Below are 17239 nucleotides of genomic sequence, written 5' to 3' on the forward strand. Positions count from 1 at the left end.
ATCAGGGCGGGAATTATCCCGCCCTTTTTTTATCCGTCATTCCCCGCCGCACACCTCGCAGTGCGGATCCTTCGGCAGTTTCATCTCGCGGAACTGCATGCTCATCGCATCGAACATCAACAGCTTGCCGCGCAGCGGCTGACCATAGTCGGCCAGCAGCTTAATGGCTTCCATCGCCTGCAGGGTACCGATAGTGCCGACCAGTGGGGCCATCACGCCCGCTTCGACGCAGGTGAGAGCGCTGTCGCCGAACAGACGGCTCAGGCAGCGGTAGCAGGGCTCGCCCGGCTGATAGGTGAATACGCTGAGCTGGCCTTCCATGCGGATCGCTGCGCCGGAAACCAGCGGCCTCTGCTGCGCGTGGCACAGGCGGTTCAGGGCGTCGCGCGCCGCCACGTTGTCGGTGCAGTCCAGCACCAGATCGCAGGCGGCGATCTCTGCCGCAACCGCCTCATCTTCCAAACGGCCGTCGATCGCGTCGATGCGGATATGCGGGTTGATAGCGCTCAGTTCCTGCCTGGCGGAGGCGACTTTGCTCTGGCCGATGCGATCGTCGCGGTGCAGGATCTGGCGCTGCAGGTTGGAGAGCGAGACGGTGTCGAAATCCACCAGTACCAGATGGCCGACGCCGGCCGCCGCCAGGTAAGGCGCGGCGGCGCAGCCCAGCCCGCCCAGCCCGGCGATCAGCACGCGGGCGGCCTTCAGCTTCTCCTGGCCGTCGAAGTCAAAGCCGCGCAGCACGATCTGGCGGTTGTAGCGCAGCGCTTCGGCGTCGGTCAATTCCGGCAGCATGCTCAGCTCCTCAGCAGGGCGTTGAACGGCTCGATCTCCACCGTTTCGCCTACCGCCACCGAACCGCGTTCGCGCTCCAGCACGATGAAACAGTTGCCCTGGCTGTAGGAGCTGAAGACGTGCGAGCCCTGGTGGCCGGTGGTGCTGACCTCCAGTTCGCCCGCAGCGTTGCTGCTGAACACGCCGCGCTGGAAATCGAGGCGGCCCGGCGATTTCTTCAGCGGCGTCAATGCGCGCGCCCGCAGGCGCGGCGGCAGGCGCCAGTCGCTGTGGCCGGCCAGCTTCGCCAGCAGCGGCTGCACCAGCTGGTAGAAGGTCAGGGCGGCGGAAACCGGGTTGCCCGGCAGGCCGCAGAACCAGGCGTGGCCCAGCTTGCCGAAGGCGAAGGGTTTGCCGGGTTTGATCGCCAGCTTCCAGAAGCTGACCTGGCCCAGCTCGTCGAGCATCTGTTTGGTGTAGTCGGCCTCGCCGACCGAGACGCCGCCGCTGCTGATGACCACGTCGGCCTGGCTGTCCGCCCGTTCGAAAGCGGCGCGCAGCGCATCGCGATCGTCGCGGATAATGCCGAGATCGAGCACCTCGCAGCCCAGCTGTTCCAGCATCAGGCGCACCGCGAAACGGTTGGTGTCGTAGATTTGGCCCGCCTGCAGCGGCTGGCCGACCGGCTGCAGTTCGTCGCCGGTAGAGAACACTGCCACCTTCAGCTTACGCATTACCTGCACTTCGGCGACGCCAAGCGAAGCCAGCAGCGGCAGCTGCGCGGCGCCCAGCTTCACGCCGGCCGGCAACACGCTCGCGCCCCGGCGAATGTCTTCACCCGCCAGACGGATATTCTGGCCGGCTTCAACCGGCACGGTAAAACGCACGCCCTGGTCGCTCACCTCGGCCTGCTCCTGCATGACCACCGCGTCCGCCCCGGCCGGGATCGGGGCGCCGGTCATGATGCGCACGCAGCTGTTGGCCGGCCATTGGCCGTCGAACGGCGCACCGGCGAAGGCCTTCCCGGCGACCGGCAGCGGCGCATTGGCCGCCAGGTCGGCGAGGCGCAGCGCATAGCCGTCCATCGCCGAGTTGGCGAACGGCGGCACGTCGAGCGGCGAGACCACCGGCGCGGCGGTGATGCGGCCGGCGGCGGCGGTCAGGGCAACGGATTCGGTCTGCTGCAGCGGGGCGATCTGCCCGAGCATTTTTTCCAGCGCTTGCTCCAGGGAGATGAGATCGGAAGTATGGCAATGATCCATAAAGGGAACTCCGTAATCAGGGTGCGCTAAATTAGCGACAAAGTGCGGGTATTATGGCAGAGAACGCCGGGGGGGAGAACGGGTTATGCTTGCCATCTTTCGTACTGCGGCGCCGGGGCGAACGGGTATAAACTGCGCAAAACAGAGGAGAATCATGATGCATAAACAGGTTATCGAGTTCTGGTTCGAAGAGATCGAACCGATCATGTGGTTTAAAAAGGACGACGATTTCGATCGTCTGCTGCACAGCCGTTTCGGCGAAATCTGGCGGGCAGCGGCGGCGGGGGAGCTGGCGCACTGGCGCGATACCATCGAAGGGCGCCTGGCGGAGGTGATCGTGCTCGATCAGTTCAGCCGCAACCTGTTTCGCGGTACGCCACAGTCGTTCGCCTGCGACGGCATGGCGCTGATCCTGGCGCAGGAGGCGATCCGCAGCGGCGAGTGCGAACGGCTGAGCCGCGAGCAGCGTGGCTTCCTCTATCTGCCGTTCATGCATTCGGAATCGCCGCTGATCCACCAGCAGGCGCTGGTGCTGTATACCGAGCTCAACAACGGCGACCAGCTGGAGTTCGAGCTGCGGCATAAGGCGATCATCGATCGTTTCGGCCGCTACCCGCATCGCAATGCGATATTGGGGCGCACCAGCACGCCGGAAGAAGAGGCCTTTTTACAACAGCCTGGATCAGGCTTTTAATCGTTGGATCATCTGCGCCCGGCCGGGGAAAAAACAGCAGGCCGGGCGCCGCAATAAGCGTTATTCAGCGCGAACGTTTATTTCCTTTCGCCATGCCGCTATTTCCGCACGTGAAATTACCAATAATCTCAGCCGCAGGATCGGCGGTTTGCCGTTTTTTATAACCTGCTGTTTTTATTCCAATAAGCTATTTCAAGGTGCGAAACGGTCTAAGCGCGCTACGCTAAAAGCGGGGCGTGGACGTTATGCTGTACTTCCACTGCAGGACTAAATAGAGTCGAAAAAGACTGAATAATAATGATACCGCGCTCAGCTTATTCGCTGCGCAACGGCGGGATTAACACAGGGTGTCAGGCAAATGAGCAAACCAGTGATTGCCATTCATGGCGGCGCGGGCGCAATTACCCGGACGGCGCTGAGTGCGGAAAAAGAACGGCAGTATATTCAGGCACTGTCCGAGATCGTGGCCGCCGGGCAGGCGATATTGGCGCAGGGCGGCAGCGCGCTGGACGCGGTGACCGAAGCGGTGCGGCTGCTCGAAGAGTGCCCGCTGTTCAACGCCGGTAAAGGATCGGTGTTCACCCATCAGGGCACCCACGAGCTGGACGCCTGCGTGATGGACGGCCGCACCTGCGATGCCGGCGCCGTCGCCGGCGTCAGCCGCATCCGCAACCCGGTGCTGGCGGCGCGCGCGGTGCTGGAAAACAGCGAACACGTGCTGTTTGCCGCCGAAGGCGCCGAGAAGTTTGCCGCGGCACACGGCCTGGAACTGGTCACCCCCGATTTCTTCTTTACCCAGGAACGTTTCGATCAGCTGCACCGGGCTCAGGCGGAGCAGGGCCGGGTATTGCTCGATCACGACGGCGCGGCGCAGGCCGGCGAGCCGCTCGATCCCGATCGCAAATTCGGCACCGTCGGCGCGGTGGCGCTGGATGCGCTGGGCAACCTCGCCGCCGCCACCTCCACCGGCGGCATGACCAACAAGCAGGCCGGGCGGATAGGCGACACGCCGATTATCGGCGCCGGCTGCTATGCCAACAACGCCACGGTGGCGGTCTCCAGCACCGGCACCGGTGAAATCTTCATGCGCGGCGTGGCGGCCTATGACGTCTCCGCCCTGATCGAATACGGCGATCTGAGCCTGCAGGCCGCCAGCGACCGGGTGGTGATGGATAAGCTGCCGACGCTCGGTGGCAGCGGCGGCATGATCGCCGTCGATCGCCACGGCAATATCGCGCTGCCGTTCAACTGCGAGGGGATGTATCGCGGTTTTGGCTATGTCGGCGATGCGCCGTCCGTCGGGATTTACCGCTAAGCGTTCACCGGGAGGGTGCATGACCGACGTTTCACTCCGGCCCGCCGGCAACGGGTTGTCATTGCCGCCGCAGCGGGTGCTGACGGTGCGCGATTTGAGCATCAGCTTTCCTCAACCGGACGGCGCCGTGGCAGCGGTGCGTAACCTGTCGTTCGATCTCGATCGCGGCGAGACGCTGGCGATCGTCGGTGAGTCCGGCTCCGGCAAATCGGTGACTTCGCTGGGGCTGATGCGGTTGGTGGAGCAGGGCGGCGGGCGCATCGTCAGCGGCGCCATGACGCTGCGCCGGCGCGACGGCGCGCTGCTCGATCTGGCGCGCGCCTCGCAGAGCACGCTGCGCACGGTGCGCGGCGCCGACATGGCGATGATCTTCCAGGAGCCGATGACCTCGCTCAACCCGGTATTTCCGGTCGGCGAGCAGATCGCCGAATCGTTGCGCCTGCATCAGGGCATGGATCGCCGCAGCGCGCGCCAGGAGGCGCTGCGCATGCTCGATCTGGTGCGTATTCCGGAGGCCAAAGAGGTGCTGGGGCGCTACCCGCACCAGCTTTCCGGTGGCATGCGCCAGCGGGTGATGATCGCCATGGCGCTCTCCTGCAAACCGGCGCTGCTGATTGCCGATGAACCCACCACCGCCCTCGACGTCACCATTCAGGCGCAGATCCTGCAGCTGATCCGCGTGCTGCAACAGGAGATGCAGATGGGGGTGATCTTCATCACTCACGACATGGGCGTGGTGGCGGAGATCGCCGATCGGGTGCTGGTGATGCGCCGCGGCGAACAGGTGGAACAGAATCGGGTGCGCGAGCTGTTTGCCGCGCCGCAACAGGCCTATACCCGGGCGCTGTTGGCGGCGGTGCCGAAGCTGGGGGCGATGGCCGATCGGCCGCTGCCGGCGAAGTTTCCGCTGCCGGGCAGCGAGGAGGATACGGCGCCGCAGGATACCGTACCGCCAGACGCTACGCCGATCCTGCGAGTGGAGCATCTGGTTACGCGCTTTGATCTGCGCGGTGGACTGTTCAATCGGGTCACTCGCCGGGTGCACGCGGTGGAAAACGTCAGTTTCGATCTTTACCCCGGCGAGACGCTGGGGCTGGTGGGCGAGTCCGGCTGCGGCAAGTCCACCACCGGGCGCTCTCTGCTGAAGCTGGTGGACAGCCAGAGCGGCACTATCACCTTCGCCGGGCGGCGGATAGACCAATTGAAGGGGCCGGCGCTGCAGCACCTGCGGCGCGATATTCAGTTCATCTTTCAAGATCCCTACGCCTCGCTCGATCCGCGCCTGACGGTCGGTTTTTCCATCATGGAGCCGCTGCTGGTGCACAACGTGATGCGCGGCCGGGAGGCGGAGCAACGGGTGGCCTGGCTGCTGGAGCGCGTCGGCCTGCTGCCGGAGCATGCGCGCCGCTACCCGCACGAATTTTCCGGCGGCCAGCGCCAGCGTATCTGCATCGCGCGTGCGCTGGCGCTGAACCCGAAAGTGGTGATCGCCGACGAGGCGGTCTCGGCGCTGGACGTGTCGATTCAGGCGCAGATCGTCAATCTGTTGCTCGATCTGCAGCGCGAGTTCGGCATCGCTTTTCTGTTTATTTCACACGACATGGCGGTGGTGGAGCGCATCAGCCACCGGGTGGCGGTGATGTACCTCGGGCAGATCGTCGAGATTGGCCCACGGCAGGCGGTGTTCGACAATCCGCAGCACCCCTACACCCGCAAGCTGATGGCGGCGGTGCCGGTGGCCGATCCCGCTCATGCCCACAAACGGCAGCCGCTGCCGGCCGATGAGATCCCGAGCCCGGTGCGCGCGCTGGGCGATGAACCCGTTACCGCACCGCTGGTGCAGGTTGGCGCCGGGCACTTTGTCGCCCGCCACCCGATCGCCGGTGCTTTTTAAAGACCTCAGGAGAGACAAGCGACATGAAGCACACATTCAAACGCAATGCGCTGTTGGCCGCCGTACTGCTGGCGGCGGGAACCGGCCCGGTTTGGGCGGCGAAGGACGCGGTGATCGCCGTGGCCTCCAACTTCACCACCCTCGATCCTTACGACGCCAACGACACGCTGTCGCAGGCGGTGGCCAAGTCGTTCTATCAGGGGCTGTTCGGCTTCGATAAGGACATGAAGCTGGTGAACGTGCTGGCGGACAGCTATGAGGTCAGCAAAGACGGCCTGACCTACACGGTCAAACTGCGCCAGGGGATTAAATTCCACGACGGCACCGCGCTCAACGCCGAGGCGGTGAAGGTAAACCTCGATCGCGCCAGCAACCCGGACAGCCACCTCAAGCGCTACAACCTGTTCAAGATGATCGACAAAACCGAGGCGGTGGACGCCAATACGGTGAAGATCGTGCTGAAGGCGCCGTTCTCGGCGTTCGTCAACAACCTGGCGCACCCGGCGGCGGCGATCATCTCGCCGGCGGCGCTGAAGCAATACGGCAAAGAGATCGGTTTCCACCCGGTCGGTACCGGGCCGTATCAGTTCGTGACCTGGAACCAGACCGATTTCGTCAAGGTGAAGAAGTTCGACGGCTACTGGCAGCCGGGGCTGCCGAAGCTCGACAGCATCACCTGGCGCCCGGTGGTGGATAACAACACCCGCGCGGCGATGCTGCAGACCGGCGAGGCGACCTTCGCCTTCCCGATCCCTTACGAGCAGGCCAAGGTGCTGGAGGGCAACGCCAAGCTGGACGTGGTGGCCGCCCCGTCTATCCTGCAGCGTTACATCAGCATGAACGTCACCCAAAAGCCGTTCGACAACCCGAAGGTACGCCAGGCGCTGAACTACGCCATCAACAAGGACGCGCTGATCAAGGTGGCGTTCGCCGGTTACGCGGTGCCGGCGGAAGGGCCGGTGCCGCCGGCGATCGACTTCGCCGCCCGCTATAAGCCGTGGCCGTACGATCCGGCCAAGGCGCGCGAGCTGCTGAAAGAGGCCGGCTACCCGAACGGCTTCACCACCACGCTATGGTCTTCCCACAACCACAGCACCGCGCAGAAGGTGCTGCAGTTCACCCAGCAGCAGCTGGCGCAGGTGGGGGTGAAAGTGACGGTGACGGCGATGGATGCCGGGCAGCGTGCGGCGCAGGTGGAGAGCGTCGGGGTGAAGGACACCGGCGTGCGGCTGTTCTATACCGGCTGGTCGGCCTCGACCGGGGAAGCGGACTGGGCGCTGTCGCCGCTGTTCTCTACCCAGGCGGCGCCACCGAAGCAGTTTAACACCGCGTTCTACAGCAATCCGCAGGTGGACAAGGATCTGACCGACGCGCTGGCGACCACCGACCGCGCCGAGAAGCAGAAACTGTATCAGGACGCGCAGGATCGCATCTGGGCCGACGCGCCCTGGATCTTCCTGGCGACCGAACGTCTGTTGTCGGCCAACAGCAAACAGCTGAGCGGCTTCTACGTGATGCCGGATACCTCGTTCAACTTTGATAACGCCGATCTGAAATAAGGCGCCCATCCCCGCCCGTGGCCAAGCGGCGGCGGGCGGGGGAAGGAATGAGATGCTCAATTATTTTCTGAAACGACTGCTGGGCCTGATCCCGACTCTGCTGATCGTGGCGGTGCTGGTGTTTCTGTTCGTTCACCTGCTGCCGGGCGATCCGGCGCGGCTGGCGGCGGGGCCGGAGGCCGACGAGGCGGTGGTGCAGCTGGTGCGCAAGGATTTGGGGCTGGATAAGCCGCTGCCGCAGCAGTTCGCGCACTTCTTCGTCAACGCGCTGCGGGGCGACTTCGGCATCTCGATGGTGTCCAAACGCCCGGTGAGCGAAGAGATCGCCTCGCGCTTTATGCCGACCTTCTGGCTGACCGTCACCAGCATGCTGTGGGCGGTGGCGTTCGGCCTGGCGATCGGCGTGGTGTCGGCGGTGTGGCGCAACCGCTGGCCGGATCGCCTCGGCATGACGCTGGCGGTGTCGGGGATCTCGTTCCCGGCCTTTGCGCTCGGCATGCTGCTGATGCAGGTGTTCTCGGTCGAGCTGGGGTGGCTGCCGACGGTGGGCGCCGACAGCTGGCGGCACTACATTCTGCCTTCGATCACCCTGGGGGCGGCGGTGGCGGCGGTGATGGCGCGCTTCACCCGCGCTTCGTTCGTCGAGGTGCTGCAGGAGGACTACATGCGCACCGCGCGCGCCAAGGGCGTGCGGGAAAGCGTGGTGGTGATGAAACACGGCCTGCGCAACGCGATGATCCCGGTGGTGACCATGATGGGGTTGCAGTTCGGCTTCCTGCTCGGCGGTTCGATCGTGGTGGAGAAGGTGTTCAACTGGCCGGGGTTGGGGCGGTTGCTGGTGGACTCGGTGGAGATGCGCGATTACCCGGTGATCCAGGCTGAGGTGCTGCTGTTCTCGCTGGAGTTCATCCTGATCAACCTGCTGGTGGATATGCTGTACGCGGCGATCAACCCGGCGATTCGTTATCAATGAGGGCGCGGCATGATTAAGCATTGGCGGCGCAACGCCGCACTGAAGGCGATGCCGCTTATCGACCCCAACGCGGTACGCACGCCGTGGAGCGAGTTTTGGCGGCGTTTTCGTCGCCAGCGGGCGGCGCTGGTCGCCGGCCTGCTGGTGCTGCTGCTGATTGCGGCGGCGCTGCTGGCGCCTTATCTGGCACCGTTCGATGCGGAAAACTATTTCGATTACGACCGGCTGAACGAAGGGCCTTCGCTGATGCACTGGCTGGGCGTCGACTCCCTCGGGCGCGATATCTTCAGCCGCATCCTGATGGGCACGCGTATTTCGCTGGCGGCCGGGGTGTTCTCGGTGCTGGCGGGCGGGGCGATAGGCACCCTGCTGGGGCTGCTGGCCGGCTACTATGAAGGCTGGTGGGATCGCCTCACCATGCGCGTCTGCGACGTGCTGTTCGCGTTTCCCGGCATTCTGCTGGCGATCGGCGTGGTGGCGATCATGGGCAGCGGCATGGCCAATGTGATCGTCGCGGTGGCGATCTTCAGCATTCCGGCCTTCGCCCGCCTGGTGCGCGGCAATACGCTGGTGCTGAAGCACCTGACCTATATCGAATCGGCGCGCAGCATCGGCGCCTCGGACTGGACCATCATCCTGCGGCACATTCTGCCGGGCACCCTGTCTTCGATCGTGGTCTATTTCACCCTGCGCATCGGCACCTCGATCATCACCGCCGCCAGCCTGTCGTTTCTGGGCCTGGGCGCCCAGCCGCCGACGCCGGAGTGGGGGGCGATGCTCAACGAGGCGCGCGCCGATATGGTGATCGCGCCGCACGTGGCGATCTTCCCCAGCCTGGCGATATTCATCACCGTGCTGGCCTTCAACCTGTTGGGCGACGGATTGCGCGATGCGCTCGATCCGAAACTGAAGGGGTGAGGGTATCGCTGAATTGGCATACCCCTGTTTACGAGTATAATTGATGAAAATTTGACCCGCGTATATTACAGGGATGAGGTATGGATATGGCAATGATGGCTTTTGAAGAAATCCGGGCGGTTTAACCGCCCGGATTTTTTTATCAGCGGAACAGGTGCTCGGCGTGGAAGCGCAGGTGATCTTCCACGAAGGTGGCGATGGTGAAGTAGCTGTGATCGTACCCCGGCTGAATGCGCAGCGTCAGCGGCCAGTCGCGCTGGCGCGCCAGCTCCGCCAAGCGCGCCGGCTGCAGCTGGTCGGCCAGGAACTGGTCGTCGTCGCCCTGGTCGATAAGGACCGGCATTTTTTCCGCGCCGCTGGCCAGCAGATGGCAACTGTCGTACTGCAGCCACTGGCTTTCGTCGCTGCCCAGATAGGCGGTGAACGCCTTGCGGCCCCACGGCACCTGGCACGGGTTCACGATCGGCGCGAAGGCCGATACCGAGCGGAAGCGCTGCGGGTTGCGAAACGCCATCATCAGCGCGCCGTGGCCGCCCATCGAGTGGCCGAAGATCGACTGACGATCGCTGACGCTGAAGTGCTGTTCGATCAGCGCCGGCAGTTCGGCGCTGATGTAGTCGTACATGCGGAAGTGGCGATCCCACGGCGCCTGGGTGGCGTTCAGGTAAAACCCGGCGCCCTGGCCCAAGTCGTAGCCTTCGTCGTTCGGCACTTCGTCGCCGCGCGGGCTGGTGTCCGGCATCACCAGCACCAGACCCAGCTCGGCGGCGATGCGCTGCGCGCCGGCTTTCAACGTGAAGTTCTCGTCGTTGCAGGTCAGCCCCGACAGCCAGTACAGCACCGGCGGCGGGTTGTCATCGCGCGGCGGCGGCAGGTAGATGCTGAATGTCATGTTGCAATTCAGGCTCTGCGCCGCGTGGCGATAGCGCTGCTGCCAGCCGCCGAACATGCGGTGCTCTTCGAGAAGTTCCAATGACAACGTCATCTCTGCCTCCTGGCTTATTGGTCGAAGTGGATGACGGAACGGATCGATTTGCCTTCGTGCATCAAATCGAACGCTTCGTTGATCTGCTCCAGCCCCATGGTGTGGGTGATAAAGTCGTTCAGCGCGAATTCGCCGTCCAGATAGCGCTCGACGATGCCCGGCAGCTGTGAACGGCCCTTGACGCCGCCGAACGCCGAACCGCGCCAGACGCGGCCGGTCACCAGCTGGAACGGCCGGGTCGAGATCTCTTCGCCCGCGCCTGCGACGCCGATGATCACCGATTCGCCCCAGCCCTTGTGGCAGCACTCCAGCGCGGAACGCATCACGTTGACGTTGCCGATGCACTCGAAGGAGAAATCGACGCCGCCGTCGGTCAGCTCGACGATTACGTCCTGAATCGGCTTGTCATAGTCTTTCGGGTTGATCAGATCGGTTGCGCCCAGCTTGCGGGCCAGATCGAACTTGCTGGTGTTGATGTCGATGCCGATGATGCGGCCCGCGCCGGCCATCTGCGCGCCGATGATCGCCGACAGGCCGATGCCGCCCAGGCCGAAGATTGCCACGGTGTCGCCCGGTTGCACTTTGGCGGTGTTCATCACCGCGCCCATGCCGGTGGTCACGCCGCAGCCCAGCAGGCACACTTCTTCCAGCGGCGCTTCCTTGTTGATTTTCGCCAGTGAGATTTCCGGCACCACGGTGTACTCGGAGAAGGTGGACGTGCCCATGTAGTGGAAGATCGGCTTGCCGTCCTTGAAGAAGCGCGTGGTGCCGTCCGGCATCAGCCCTTTGCCCTGGGTGGCGCGGATCGCCTGGCACAGGTTGGTCTTACCGGATTTACAGAATTTGCACTCGCCGCACTCCGGGGTGTAGAGCGGGATCACGTGATCGCCGACCGCCACGCTGGTGACGCCTTCACCGACCGCTTCCACCACGCCGCCGCCCTCGTGGCCGAGGATCGCCGGGAACACGCCTTCCGGATCTTTGCCGGACAGGGTGTAGGCATCGGTGTGACAAACGCCGGTGGCGACGATCCGCACCAGCACTTCGCCTTTTTGCGGTGGCATCAGCTCGACTTCTTCGATCTTCAGCGGCTGGTTCGGGCCCCAGGCAACGGCGGCGCGGGTTTTGATCATCTCCATCATAGTCTCCTCAGTGGTTTTCTTTTAAATCAGGCGATATCGATAACGTCTGATAAATCGTTGGGGGTGCTTTCATCAACAGCGGCGATTTCCGTCTGTTCAATAATCAATTCTTTCAGCGCGCGCACGTTCGGTCCGAACGCGTCGCGGCGCCACAGCAGCCAGGTGGCGGTGTCGGCGACTTCAGGCGGCAGGGTGTGAACCCGGACCCGCTCATGGCCCGGCAGCAGGCTGAGCACCGAATGCGGGATCATCGCCAGCCCGGCGCCGCTGGCGACGCAGGCCAGCATGGCGTGATAGGACTGGATCTCCATAATTTGCCCCGGCCGCGCGCCTTCGCGCTTGAACCAGGCCTCCAGCCGCAGGCGATAGGAGCAGCTGGCGCGAAAGGCGAACAGCGTTTCGCCGTTAGCGTCTTTGGCGCGGTGGATCGGCGCGTGATCGAGACAGGAGATCACCACCATATGTTCAGGATAGGCGATGCAGCCGTTCAACTCGTCATAAGGTACCGGGCCGTCGACCAGCGCCGCCGCCAGCGTGCCGGCGCGCACCCGATCGGCGATTTCGCCGGAGGTGCCGGTGGTCAGCGACAGCGAAACCTGCGAGAAGCGCTGGTGGTAAGCCGCCAGCAGCGAGGGCAGGCGGGTAGCAGCGGTGCTTTCCATCGAGCCGAGGGCGAAGTTGCCCGCCGGTTCGCCGGCGTGGGTGATGCTCATCGCCTCATCGCTCAGCGCCAGGATGCGGTTGGCGTAGCACAGAAAGTTATGGCCCATCGGCGACAGGCGCAGGCGCTGTTTTTCGCGGATAAACAGATCGGCGCCCAGCTCTTGCTCGAGCTGGCGCAGCCGGGTGGTCAAATTCGACGGCACGCGGTGCAGCTGCTCGGCGGCACGGGCGACCGAGCCGGTTTCCGCCACGCAGCAGAACATGCGAAGCTGGGTCAGATCCATAATATTCTCGTTTCGTGATGAACTTGATAACTATTATTCAGTTTTTGTGAGTTTAATACTGCGGCATGATACTGGCAACTTTCTTTTAACCTTTTGGATACCGGTATGGCTTTACGTATTGCCTTGAGCGGTTTTGCCGCGCTGATCGTCGCGATGGGCATTGGCCGCTTCGCTTTCACTCCCCAGGTGCCGCTGATGATCGCGGAGCACCAGTTCAGCCTCACCGGCGCCGGGCTGGTGGCGGCGATCAACTATTTGGGCTACCTGTGCGGCGCCTACGACGCGATGCGCGCCACGCGCCACGTCGAACGGCGCCTTTGGCTTGGCGTGTGGGGCGCGGTGGCGCTGACGGTGCTGTCGGCGCTGGCGCAGGATGAATGGACGCACGGTGCGCTGCGTTTCGTCATCGGCTGGGCCAGCGGCTGGGCGATGGTGCTGGTGGCGGCCTGGACCAACGAGCGGTTGGCGCACTACGGCCGGCCGGCGCTGAGCGCGGCGGTGTTCGCCGGGCCGGGCGCCGGTATCTTCCTCAGCGGCATGCTGGCGGTGGGCATCAACACGCTGGGGCTGACGGCGGCGCAGGCCTGGCTGGTGTATGGCGGGCTGGCGCTGGTGTTGGTCGGGGGGATTAGCGCCTTTCTGCCGCACAGCGGCGAGCTGCATCGCCCGGATGTGGCCCCGGAGTCGCTGCTGCTGACGCCGGCGCTCAAACGCCTGGTGTGGAGCTACAGCCTGGCCGGCTTTGGCTACATCCTGCCGGCGACATTCTTGTCGCAGATGGCGGCCGCGCGCTTTCCCGGTAGCCTGTTCGCGCAGTTCGTCTGGCCGGTTTTCGGCGGCGCGGCGGTGCTGGGGATTGTGATCGGCATTTTGACCCGTCATCGGCTGACCACCCAGACCCGGCTGGCGATCACGCTGTGGATACAGGCGCTGGGCGTGCTGAGCGCCGAAGTGGTGCCGGGCGTGGCCGGCCTGGCGTTGGGGGCGTTGCTGACCGGCGGCGGTTTCCTCTGCGTGGTGCAGCTCGCCCTTCAGCACGGCCGTGAACTGGCGCCGCGCCATGCGCGCTACATGGCCGGATTGCTGACCACCGGTTATGCGATCGGCCAACTGGTCGGGCCGATGCTGTCGGCGCTGTCGACCGCCATGACCCATCGGCTGGAGCCGGCGTTGTACGTGGCGGTGGCGGCGCTGTTGGTGGCCGGTGCGCTGGTGGTGAATACCCCGGCGCGGCGGCTGGCGCAAAAAACGGCGATGCGCTGATTAAAATCCATACAAAAAACGCGGGATCCCGCAGCCGGCCTGATTGTGCTAAATGCGAATATTTCACCTGCGGATGAAGCACTATCACTGGATAATCGCCGCGCTCTCATCTACAGTGGGGGCAAAATCTTGACCGGGTTCACGTTATCCATCACGAAAACTCTGCCGTCACGAGAGCAAGCAATTCGCCGGCCGCACGCCCTATCAGGCCGCCGGCGGGTTCCGTCCGCAGGAGAACAAGTACATGACATCATTAAGTAAAGAAGCCGCGCTGGTGCATGCGGCGCTGGAAGAGCGTGGTCTGGAGACGCCGCTGCGCGGGGAAGTGCTGGATCGCGAAACGCGCAAGCGCCGCATCAAAGAGCACATGACCGAAATCATGCAACTGCTGAATCTCGATCTGTCCGACGACAGCCTGGCGGAGACGCCGCATCGCATCGCCAAAATGTATGTCGACGAGATCTTCTCCGGGCTGGACTACGCCAACTTCCCGAAAATCACCGTCATCGAGAACAAAATGAAGGTGGATGAGATGGTGACGGTGCGCGATATCACGCTGACCAGCACCTGCGAGCACCACTTCGTGACCATCGACGGCAAGGCCACCGTGGCCTATATCCCGAAAGACTCGGTGATCGGCCTGTCGAAGATCAACCGTATCGTGCAGTTCTTCTCCCAGCGTCCGCAGGTGCAAGAGCGCCTGACCCAGCAGATCCTGGTGGCGCTGCAGACTCTGCTCGGCACCAATAACGTGGCGGTATCGATCGATGCGGTCCATTATTGTGTCAAGGCACGCGGCATTCGCGACGCGACCAGCGCCACGACTACCACCTCGCTGGGGGGGCTGTTCAAGTCCAGCCAGAACACCCGTCAGGAGTTCCTGCGCGCGGTGCGCCATCACCAGGGGTGATGGCGTTGCGGGGCGACCCGCACGACGACAACAGGCGCCTGCGGGCGCCTTTTTCATGAGCGGAAGACAGCGATAAAAAATGAACAGTCACCCTCTGCCGCGCATCGCCACGCTGGACTGCGTGCGCGGCATCGCCATTCTCGGCATTTTATTGCTGAACATCAGCGCCTTCGGCTTGCCGAAGGCCGCCTATCTCAACCCGGCCTATCTGGGCATGCCGTCGTCGCGCGACGCCTGGACCTGGGCGCTGCTCGATCTCTTCGCCCAGGCCAAGTTCCTGGCGATGTTCGCGCTGTTGTTCGGCGCCGGGCTGCAAATGCTGCTGCGGCGTGGCAAAAGCTGGATCCGCGCGCGGCTGTCGTGGCTGGTGCTGTTCGGCCTCGCGCACGCCATCTTCCTATGGGACGGCGATATTCTGCTGGCCTACGGGCTGATCGGCCTGGTGTGCTGGCGCATGATCCGCGAAGCCAAAGAAACCTTCCAGCTGCTGAAAACCGGCGTGGTGCTCTACCTGATCGGTGTGGCGGTGCTGCTGCTGCTCGGCTTCGTCTCGCACGGTGAGCCGGGCAGTTTCTGGCAGCCGGGCGTGGCGGAGCTGCAGTACGAGAAGTTCTGGAAGCTGCAGGGCGGTTTCGAAGCCTGGCGCAGCCGCGCCGATCTGCTCTCGTCCAGCCTGCTGGCCATCGGCGCGCAGTATGGCTGGGAGCTGGCGGGGCTGATGCTGTTCGGCGCCGGGCTGATGCGCAGCGGCTGGCTGCGCGGCAGTTATTCCTCCGGTTATTACCTGCGGCAGGCGGCGTGGCTGCTGCCGCTTTCGGTGCTGATCCAGCTGCCGGCGGTGGCGCTGCAATGGCAAGTCCACTGGGACTATCGCTGGAGCGGTTTCCTGCTGCAGGTGCCGCGCGAGCTGGGCGCCCCGCTGCAGGCGATGGGCTATCTGGCGCTGTGCTATGGTTTCTGGCCCGCGCTGTCGCGCATGCGCATCGCCCACTGGCTGACCCTGGTGGGGCGCATGGCGCTGAGCAACTACCTGCTGCAAACGCTGATCTGCACCACGCTGTTTTATCGCTTCGGCCTCTATGAGCAGTTCGACCGGCTGCAGCTGTTGGCGTTCGTGCCGCTGGTCTGGCTGGCCAACCTGGCGTTTTCCGCACTGTGGCTGCGTTACTTCGCTCAGGGGCCGATGGAGTGGCTGTGGCGCAAGCTGACGCAGCTGGCCGCCGGCGAAGCGGAACCCAAAGCGCTGAAGTGAGCGCCAGCCGGCAGGTTAAAAAAATGTATGTAAACGTTTTCTTTCCTGTGACGTAATTCACGCGAGCAGCGGGCCAATCGGGGTAGGATAGCGCCACCGGCCACTACCCCGATTTCAGGATCCCGCATGCCTCCAGTTCATCCGATCACCATTCGCGACGTGGCGAAACGCGCCGGGGTCTCCGTGGCGACCGTCTCCCGCGTGCTGAACCACAGCGCGCTGACCAGCAAGGAGACGCGCGAGCAGGTGCTGCAGGCGGTGGCGGAGCTGGGCTATCGCCCCAACGCCAACGCGCAGGCGCTGGCGACCCAAAGCAGCGATACCCTGGGCGTGGTGGTGATGGACGTCTCCGACCCGTTCTTCGGCGCGCTGGTGAAAGCGGTAGACACGGTGGCGCAGAAACACCACAAATACCTGCTGATCGGCAACAGCTATCATCAGGCGGACAAAGAGCGTCACGCGATCGAAGTGCTGATCCGCCAGCGCTGTAATGCCCTGATTGTCCATGCCAAAGCCCTGAGCGACGCCGAGCTGATCGGCTTTCTGGAGCAGGTGCCGGGCATGGTGCTGATCAACCGGATTATCCCCGGCTATGAGCCGCGCTGCGTCGGGCTGGATAACGTCTGCGGCGCGGAAATGGCGATGCGTCTTTTGCTGTCGCAGGGCCATCGGCGCATCGGTTATCTGGGCTCCAATCACCCGATCGAAGACGGGCCGCTGCGCCAGCAGGGTTATGCGCAGGCGATGGCCGCCGCCGGGCTGGCCACGCCCGACAACTGGCGCGCCTACGGTTCGCCGGATCTGCAGGGCGGCGAGGCGGCGATGGTGGAGCTGCTGGGGCGTAACCTGCAGCTGAGCGCGGTGTTCGCCTACAACGACGCCATGGCCGCCGGCGCCATGGCGGTGCTGAAAGAAAACGGTATCACAGTGCCGCAGCATTTCTCGCTGATCGGCTTCGACGACATCCCCATCGCGCGTTACACCAGCCCCAAGCTCACCACGGTGCGCTATCCGATCGTCTCGATGGCCACGCTGGCGACCGAGCTGGCGTTGCAGGGCGCAGCAGGCCTGGTGGAGCCGCAGGCCGCTCATCTGTTCATGCCGACGCTGGTACGGCGCCATTCTGTCGCCCCCTGGCAAAGTGAGGCGACGGTCACTCTCTGACGATTTAATCTTGTGTAACCGTTTTCAATCTGTGAGAAAATTCACAGAATATTAACATCGCGCCGTCTATGCTCTAGGCGTTTTCCGGCGCAAAGGCCCTTGCCGCTGCAACCTTTACCTCGCGCTGACACAGCATTTCTCGGAAATAACAAGATCCACGGACGACAGGTGTTGAGTGGAAATCGCCTGG

General features: G+C 63.9%; 15 protein-coding genes. 10 read left to right on the forward strand and 5 right to left on the reverse strand.

The window, feature by feature from the left end; all coding sequences use genetic code 11:
* Positions 1-36 precede the first annotated feature (36 nt).
* The gene (gene moeB, locus ACJ8QI_RS03655) at positions 37-792 is read right to left on the reverse strand and encodes a molybdopterin-synthase adenylyltransferase MoeB (protein WP_047728158.1); all 756 of its coding nucleotides are present in this window, start codon (positions 790-792) and stop codon (positions 37-39) included.
* Positions 793-794: 2 nt separating this feature from the next.
* A complete protein-coding gene (gene moeA / locus ACJ8QI_RS03660; protein WP_147839544.1) occupies positions 795-2033 on the reverse strand; it encodes a molybdopterin molybdotransferase MoeA in 1239 nt (412 codons plus the stop codon).
* Between the two features lie 157 nt (positions 2034-2190).
* On the opposite strand from moeA, the gene ACJ8QI_RS03665 reads away from it, so the two are divergent.
* The 6 genes from ACJ8QI_RS03665 (at position 2191) to gsiD (ending at position 9386) form a co-directional block, all read left to right on the forward strand.
* The gene (locus tag ACJ8QI_RS03665) at positions 2191-2727 is read left to right on the forward strand and encodes a DUF924 family protein (RefSeq protein ID WP_063988863.1); all 537 of its coding nucleotides are present in this window, start codon (positions 2191-2193) and stop codon (positions 2725-2727) included.
* Positions 2728-3085: 358 nt separating this feature from the next.
* The gene (locus ACJ8QI_RS03670) at positions 3086-4042 is read left to right on the forward strand and encodes an isoaspartyl peptidase/L-asparaginase family protein (protein WP_442532088.1); all 957 of its coding nucleotides are present in this window, start codon (positions 3086-3088) and stop codon (positions 4040-4042) included.
* Between the two features lie 19 nt (positions 4043-4061).
* The gene (locus ACJ8QI_RS03675; protein WP_442532089.1) at positions 4062-5936 is read left to right on the forward strand and encodes a dipeptide ABC transporter ATP-binding protein; all 1875 of its coding nucleotides are present in this window, start codon (positions 4062-4064) and stop codon (positions 5934-5936) included.
* 23 nt (positions 5937-5959) lie between these two features.
* The gene (gene gsiB / locus ACJ8QI_RS03680) at positions 5960-7495 is read left to right on the forward strand and encodes a glutathione ABC transporter substrate-binding protein GsiB (RefSeq protein ID WP_064290234.1); all 1536 of its coding nucleotides are present in this window, start codon (positions 5960-5962) and stop codon (positions 7493-7495) included.
* Between the two features lie 52 nt (positions 7496-7547).
* Positions 7548-8468, forward strand: a complete 921-nt coding sequence (gene gsiC / locus ACJ8QI_RS03685; protein WP_038880960.1) for a glutathione ABC transporter permease GsiC — start codon at positions 7548-7550, stop codon at positions 8466-8468.
* A gap of 9 nt (positions 8469-8477) precedes the next feature.
* On the forward strand, positions 8478-9386 hold the full coding sequence (gene gsiD, locus ACJ8QI_RS03690) for a glutathione ABC transporter permease GsiD (protein ID WP_049233469.1): 909 nt from the start codon (positions 8478-8480) through the stop codon (positions 9384-9386).
* Between the two features lie 142 nt (positions 9387-9528).
* Here the strand turns inward: gsiD and fghA are convergent, their stop codons facing one another.
* From fghA to ptrR, 3 genes are read right to left on the reverse strand one after another with little or no spacing between them, the layout of a single operon-like run.
* Complete coding sequence (fghA, locus tag ACJ8QI_RS03695; RefSeq protein WP_015377214.1) at positions 9529-10371, reverse strand: S-formylglutathione hydrolase; 843 nt, start codon at positions 10369-10371, stop codon at positions 9529-9531.
* A gap of 14 nt (positions 10372-10385) precedes the next feature.
* On the reverse strand, positions 10386-11510 hold the full coding sequence (locus ACJ8QI_RS03700) for an S-(hydroxymethyl)glutathione dehydrogenase/class III alcohol dehydrogenase (RefSeq protein ID WP_033637718.1): 1125 nt from the start codon (positions 11508-11510) through the stop codon (positions 10386-10388).
* Positions 11511-11539: 29 nt separating this feature from the next.
* Positions 11540-12460 (reverse strand): putrescine utilization regulator PtrR, encoded by a 921-nt coding sequence (gene ptrR, locus ACJ8QI_RS03705; protein ID WP_442532090.1) that lies wholly within the window; start codon positions 12458-12460, stop codon positions 11540-11542.
* 105 nt (positions 12461-12565) lie between these two features.
* Between ptrR and ACJ8QI_RS03710 the strand changes: the two genes are divergently transcribed.
* From ACJ8QI_RS03710 to galS, 4 genes are all read left to right on the forward strand, one after another.
* Entirely contained in the window at positions 12566-13723 is a 1158-nt protein-coding gene (locus ACJ8QI_RS03710; protein ID WP_442532091.1) for a YbfB/YjiJ family MFS transporter, read from the forward strand.
* Positions 13724-13967: 244 nt separating this feature from the next.
* The gene (gene folE / locus ACJ8QI_RS03715) at positions 13968-14633 is read left to right on the forward strand and encodes a GTP cyclohydrolase I FolE (RefSeq protein WP_004938969.1); all 666 of its coding nucleotides are present in this window, start codon (positions 13968-13970) and stop codon (positions 14631-14633) included.
* 79 nt (positions 14634-14712) lie between these two features.
* Complete coding sequence (gene yeiB, locus ACJ8QI_RS03720; RefSeq protein ID WP_318653005.1) at positions 14713-15885, forward strand: DUF418 domain-containing protein YeiB; 1173 nt, start codon at positions 14713-14715, stop codon at positions 15883-15885.
* A 126-nt stretch (positions 15886-16011) separates the two neighbouring features.
* Positions 16012-17049: an HTH-type transcriptional regulator GalS gene (galS, locus tag ACJ8QI_RS03725; protein ID WP_225528991.1), complete on the forward strand. Its 1038-nt coding sequence runs from the start codon at positions 16012-16014 to the stop codon at positions 17047-17049.
* Positions 17050-17239 lie beyond the last annotated feature (190 nt).

The organism is Serratia sp. CY84636 (assembly GCF_052166245.1).
Classification (GTDB): domain Bacteria; phylum Pseudomonadota; class Gammaproteobacteria; order Enterobacterales; family Enterobacteriaceae; genus Serratia; species Serratia nevei.

What these genes read in the sequence shown, in the direction of transcription:
- ACJ8QI_RS03665 (WP_063988863.1), top strand. Translation starts at nt 2,191, where the DNA reads ATGCATAAACAGGTTATCGAGTTCTGGTTCGAAGAGATCGAACCGATC.
- ACJ8QI_RS03675 (WP_442532089.1), top strand. Translation starts at nt 4,062, where the DNA reads ATGACCGACGTTTCACTCCGGCCCGCCGGCAACGGGTTGTCATTGCCG.
- moeA (WP_147839544.1), bottom strand. Translation starts at nt 2,033, where the DNA reads ATGGATCATTGCCATACTTCCGATCTCATCTCCCTGGAGCAAGCGCTG.
- ptrR (WP_442532090.1), bottom strand. Translation starts at nt 12,460, where the DNA reads ATGGATCTGACCCAGCTTCGCATGTTCTGCTGCGTGGCGGAAACCGGC.
- yeiB (WP_318653005.1), top strand. Translation starts at nt 14,713, where the DNA reads ATGAACAGTCACCCTCTGCCGCGCATCGCCACGCTGGACTGCGTGCGC.
- gsiB (WP_064290234.1), top strand. Translation starts at nt 5,960, where the DNA reads ATGAAGCACACATTCAAACGCAATGCGCTGTTGGCCGCCGTACTGCTG.
- ACJ8QI_RS03710 (WP_442532091.1), top strand. Translation starts at nt 12,566, where the DNA reads ATGGCTTTACGTATTGCCTTGAGCGGTTTTGCCGCGCTGATCGTCGCG.
- galS (WP_225528991.1), top strand. Translation starts at nt 16,012, where the DNA reads ATGCCTCCAGTTCATCCGATCACCATTCGCGACGTGGCGAAACGCGCC.
- gsiC (WP_038880960.1), top strand. Translation starts at nt 7,548, where the DNA reads ATGCTCAATTATTTTCTGAAACGACTGCTGGGCCTGATCCCGACTCTG.
- folE (WP_004938969.1), top strand. Translation starts at nt 13,968, where the DNA reads ATGACATCATTAAGTAAAGAAGCCGCGCTGGTGCATGCGGCGCTGGAA.
- fghA (WP_015377214.1), bottom strand. Translation starts at nt 10,371, where the DNA reads ATGACGTTGTCATTGGAACTTCTCGAAGAGCACCGCATGTTCGGCGGC.
- ACJ8QI_RS03670 (WP_442532088.1), top strand. Translation starts at nt 3,086, where the DNA reads ATGAGCAAACCAGTGATTGCCATTCATGGCGGCGCGGGCGCAATTACC.
- gsiD (WP_049233469.1), top strand. Translation starts at nt 8,478, where the DNA reads ATGATTAAGCATTGGCGGCGCAACGCCGCACTGAAGGCGATGCCGCTT.
- ACJ8QI_RS03700 (WP_033637718.1), bottom strand. Translation starts at nt 11,510, where the DNA reads ATGGAGATGATCAAAACCCGCGCCGCCGTTGCCTGGGGCCCGAACCAG.
- moeB (WP_047728158.1), bottom strand. Translation starts at nt 792, where the DNA reads ATGCTGCCGGAATTGACCGACGCCGAAGCGCTGCGCTACAACCGCCAG.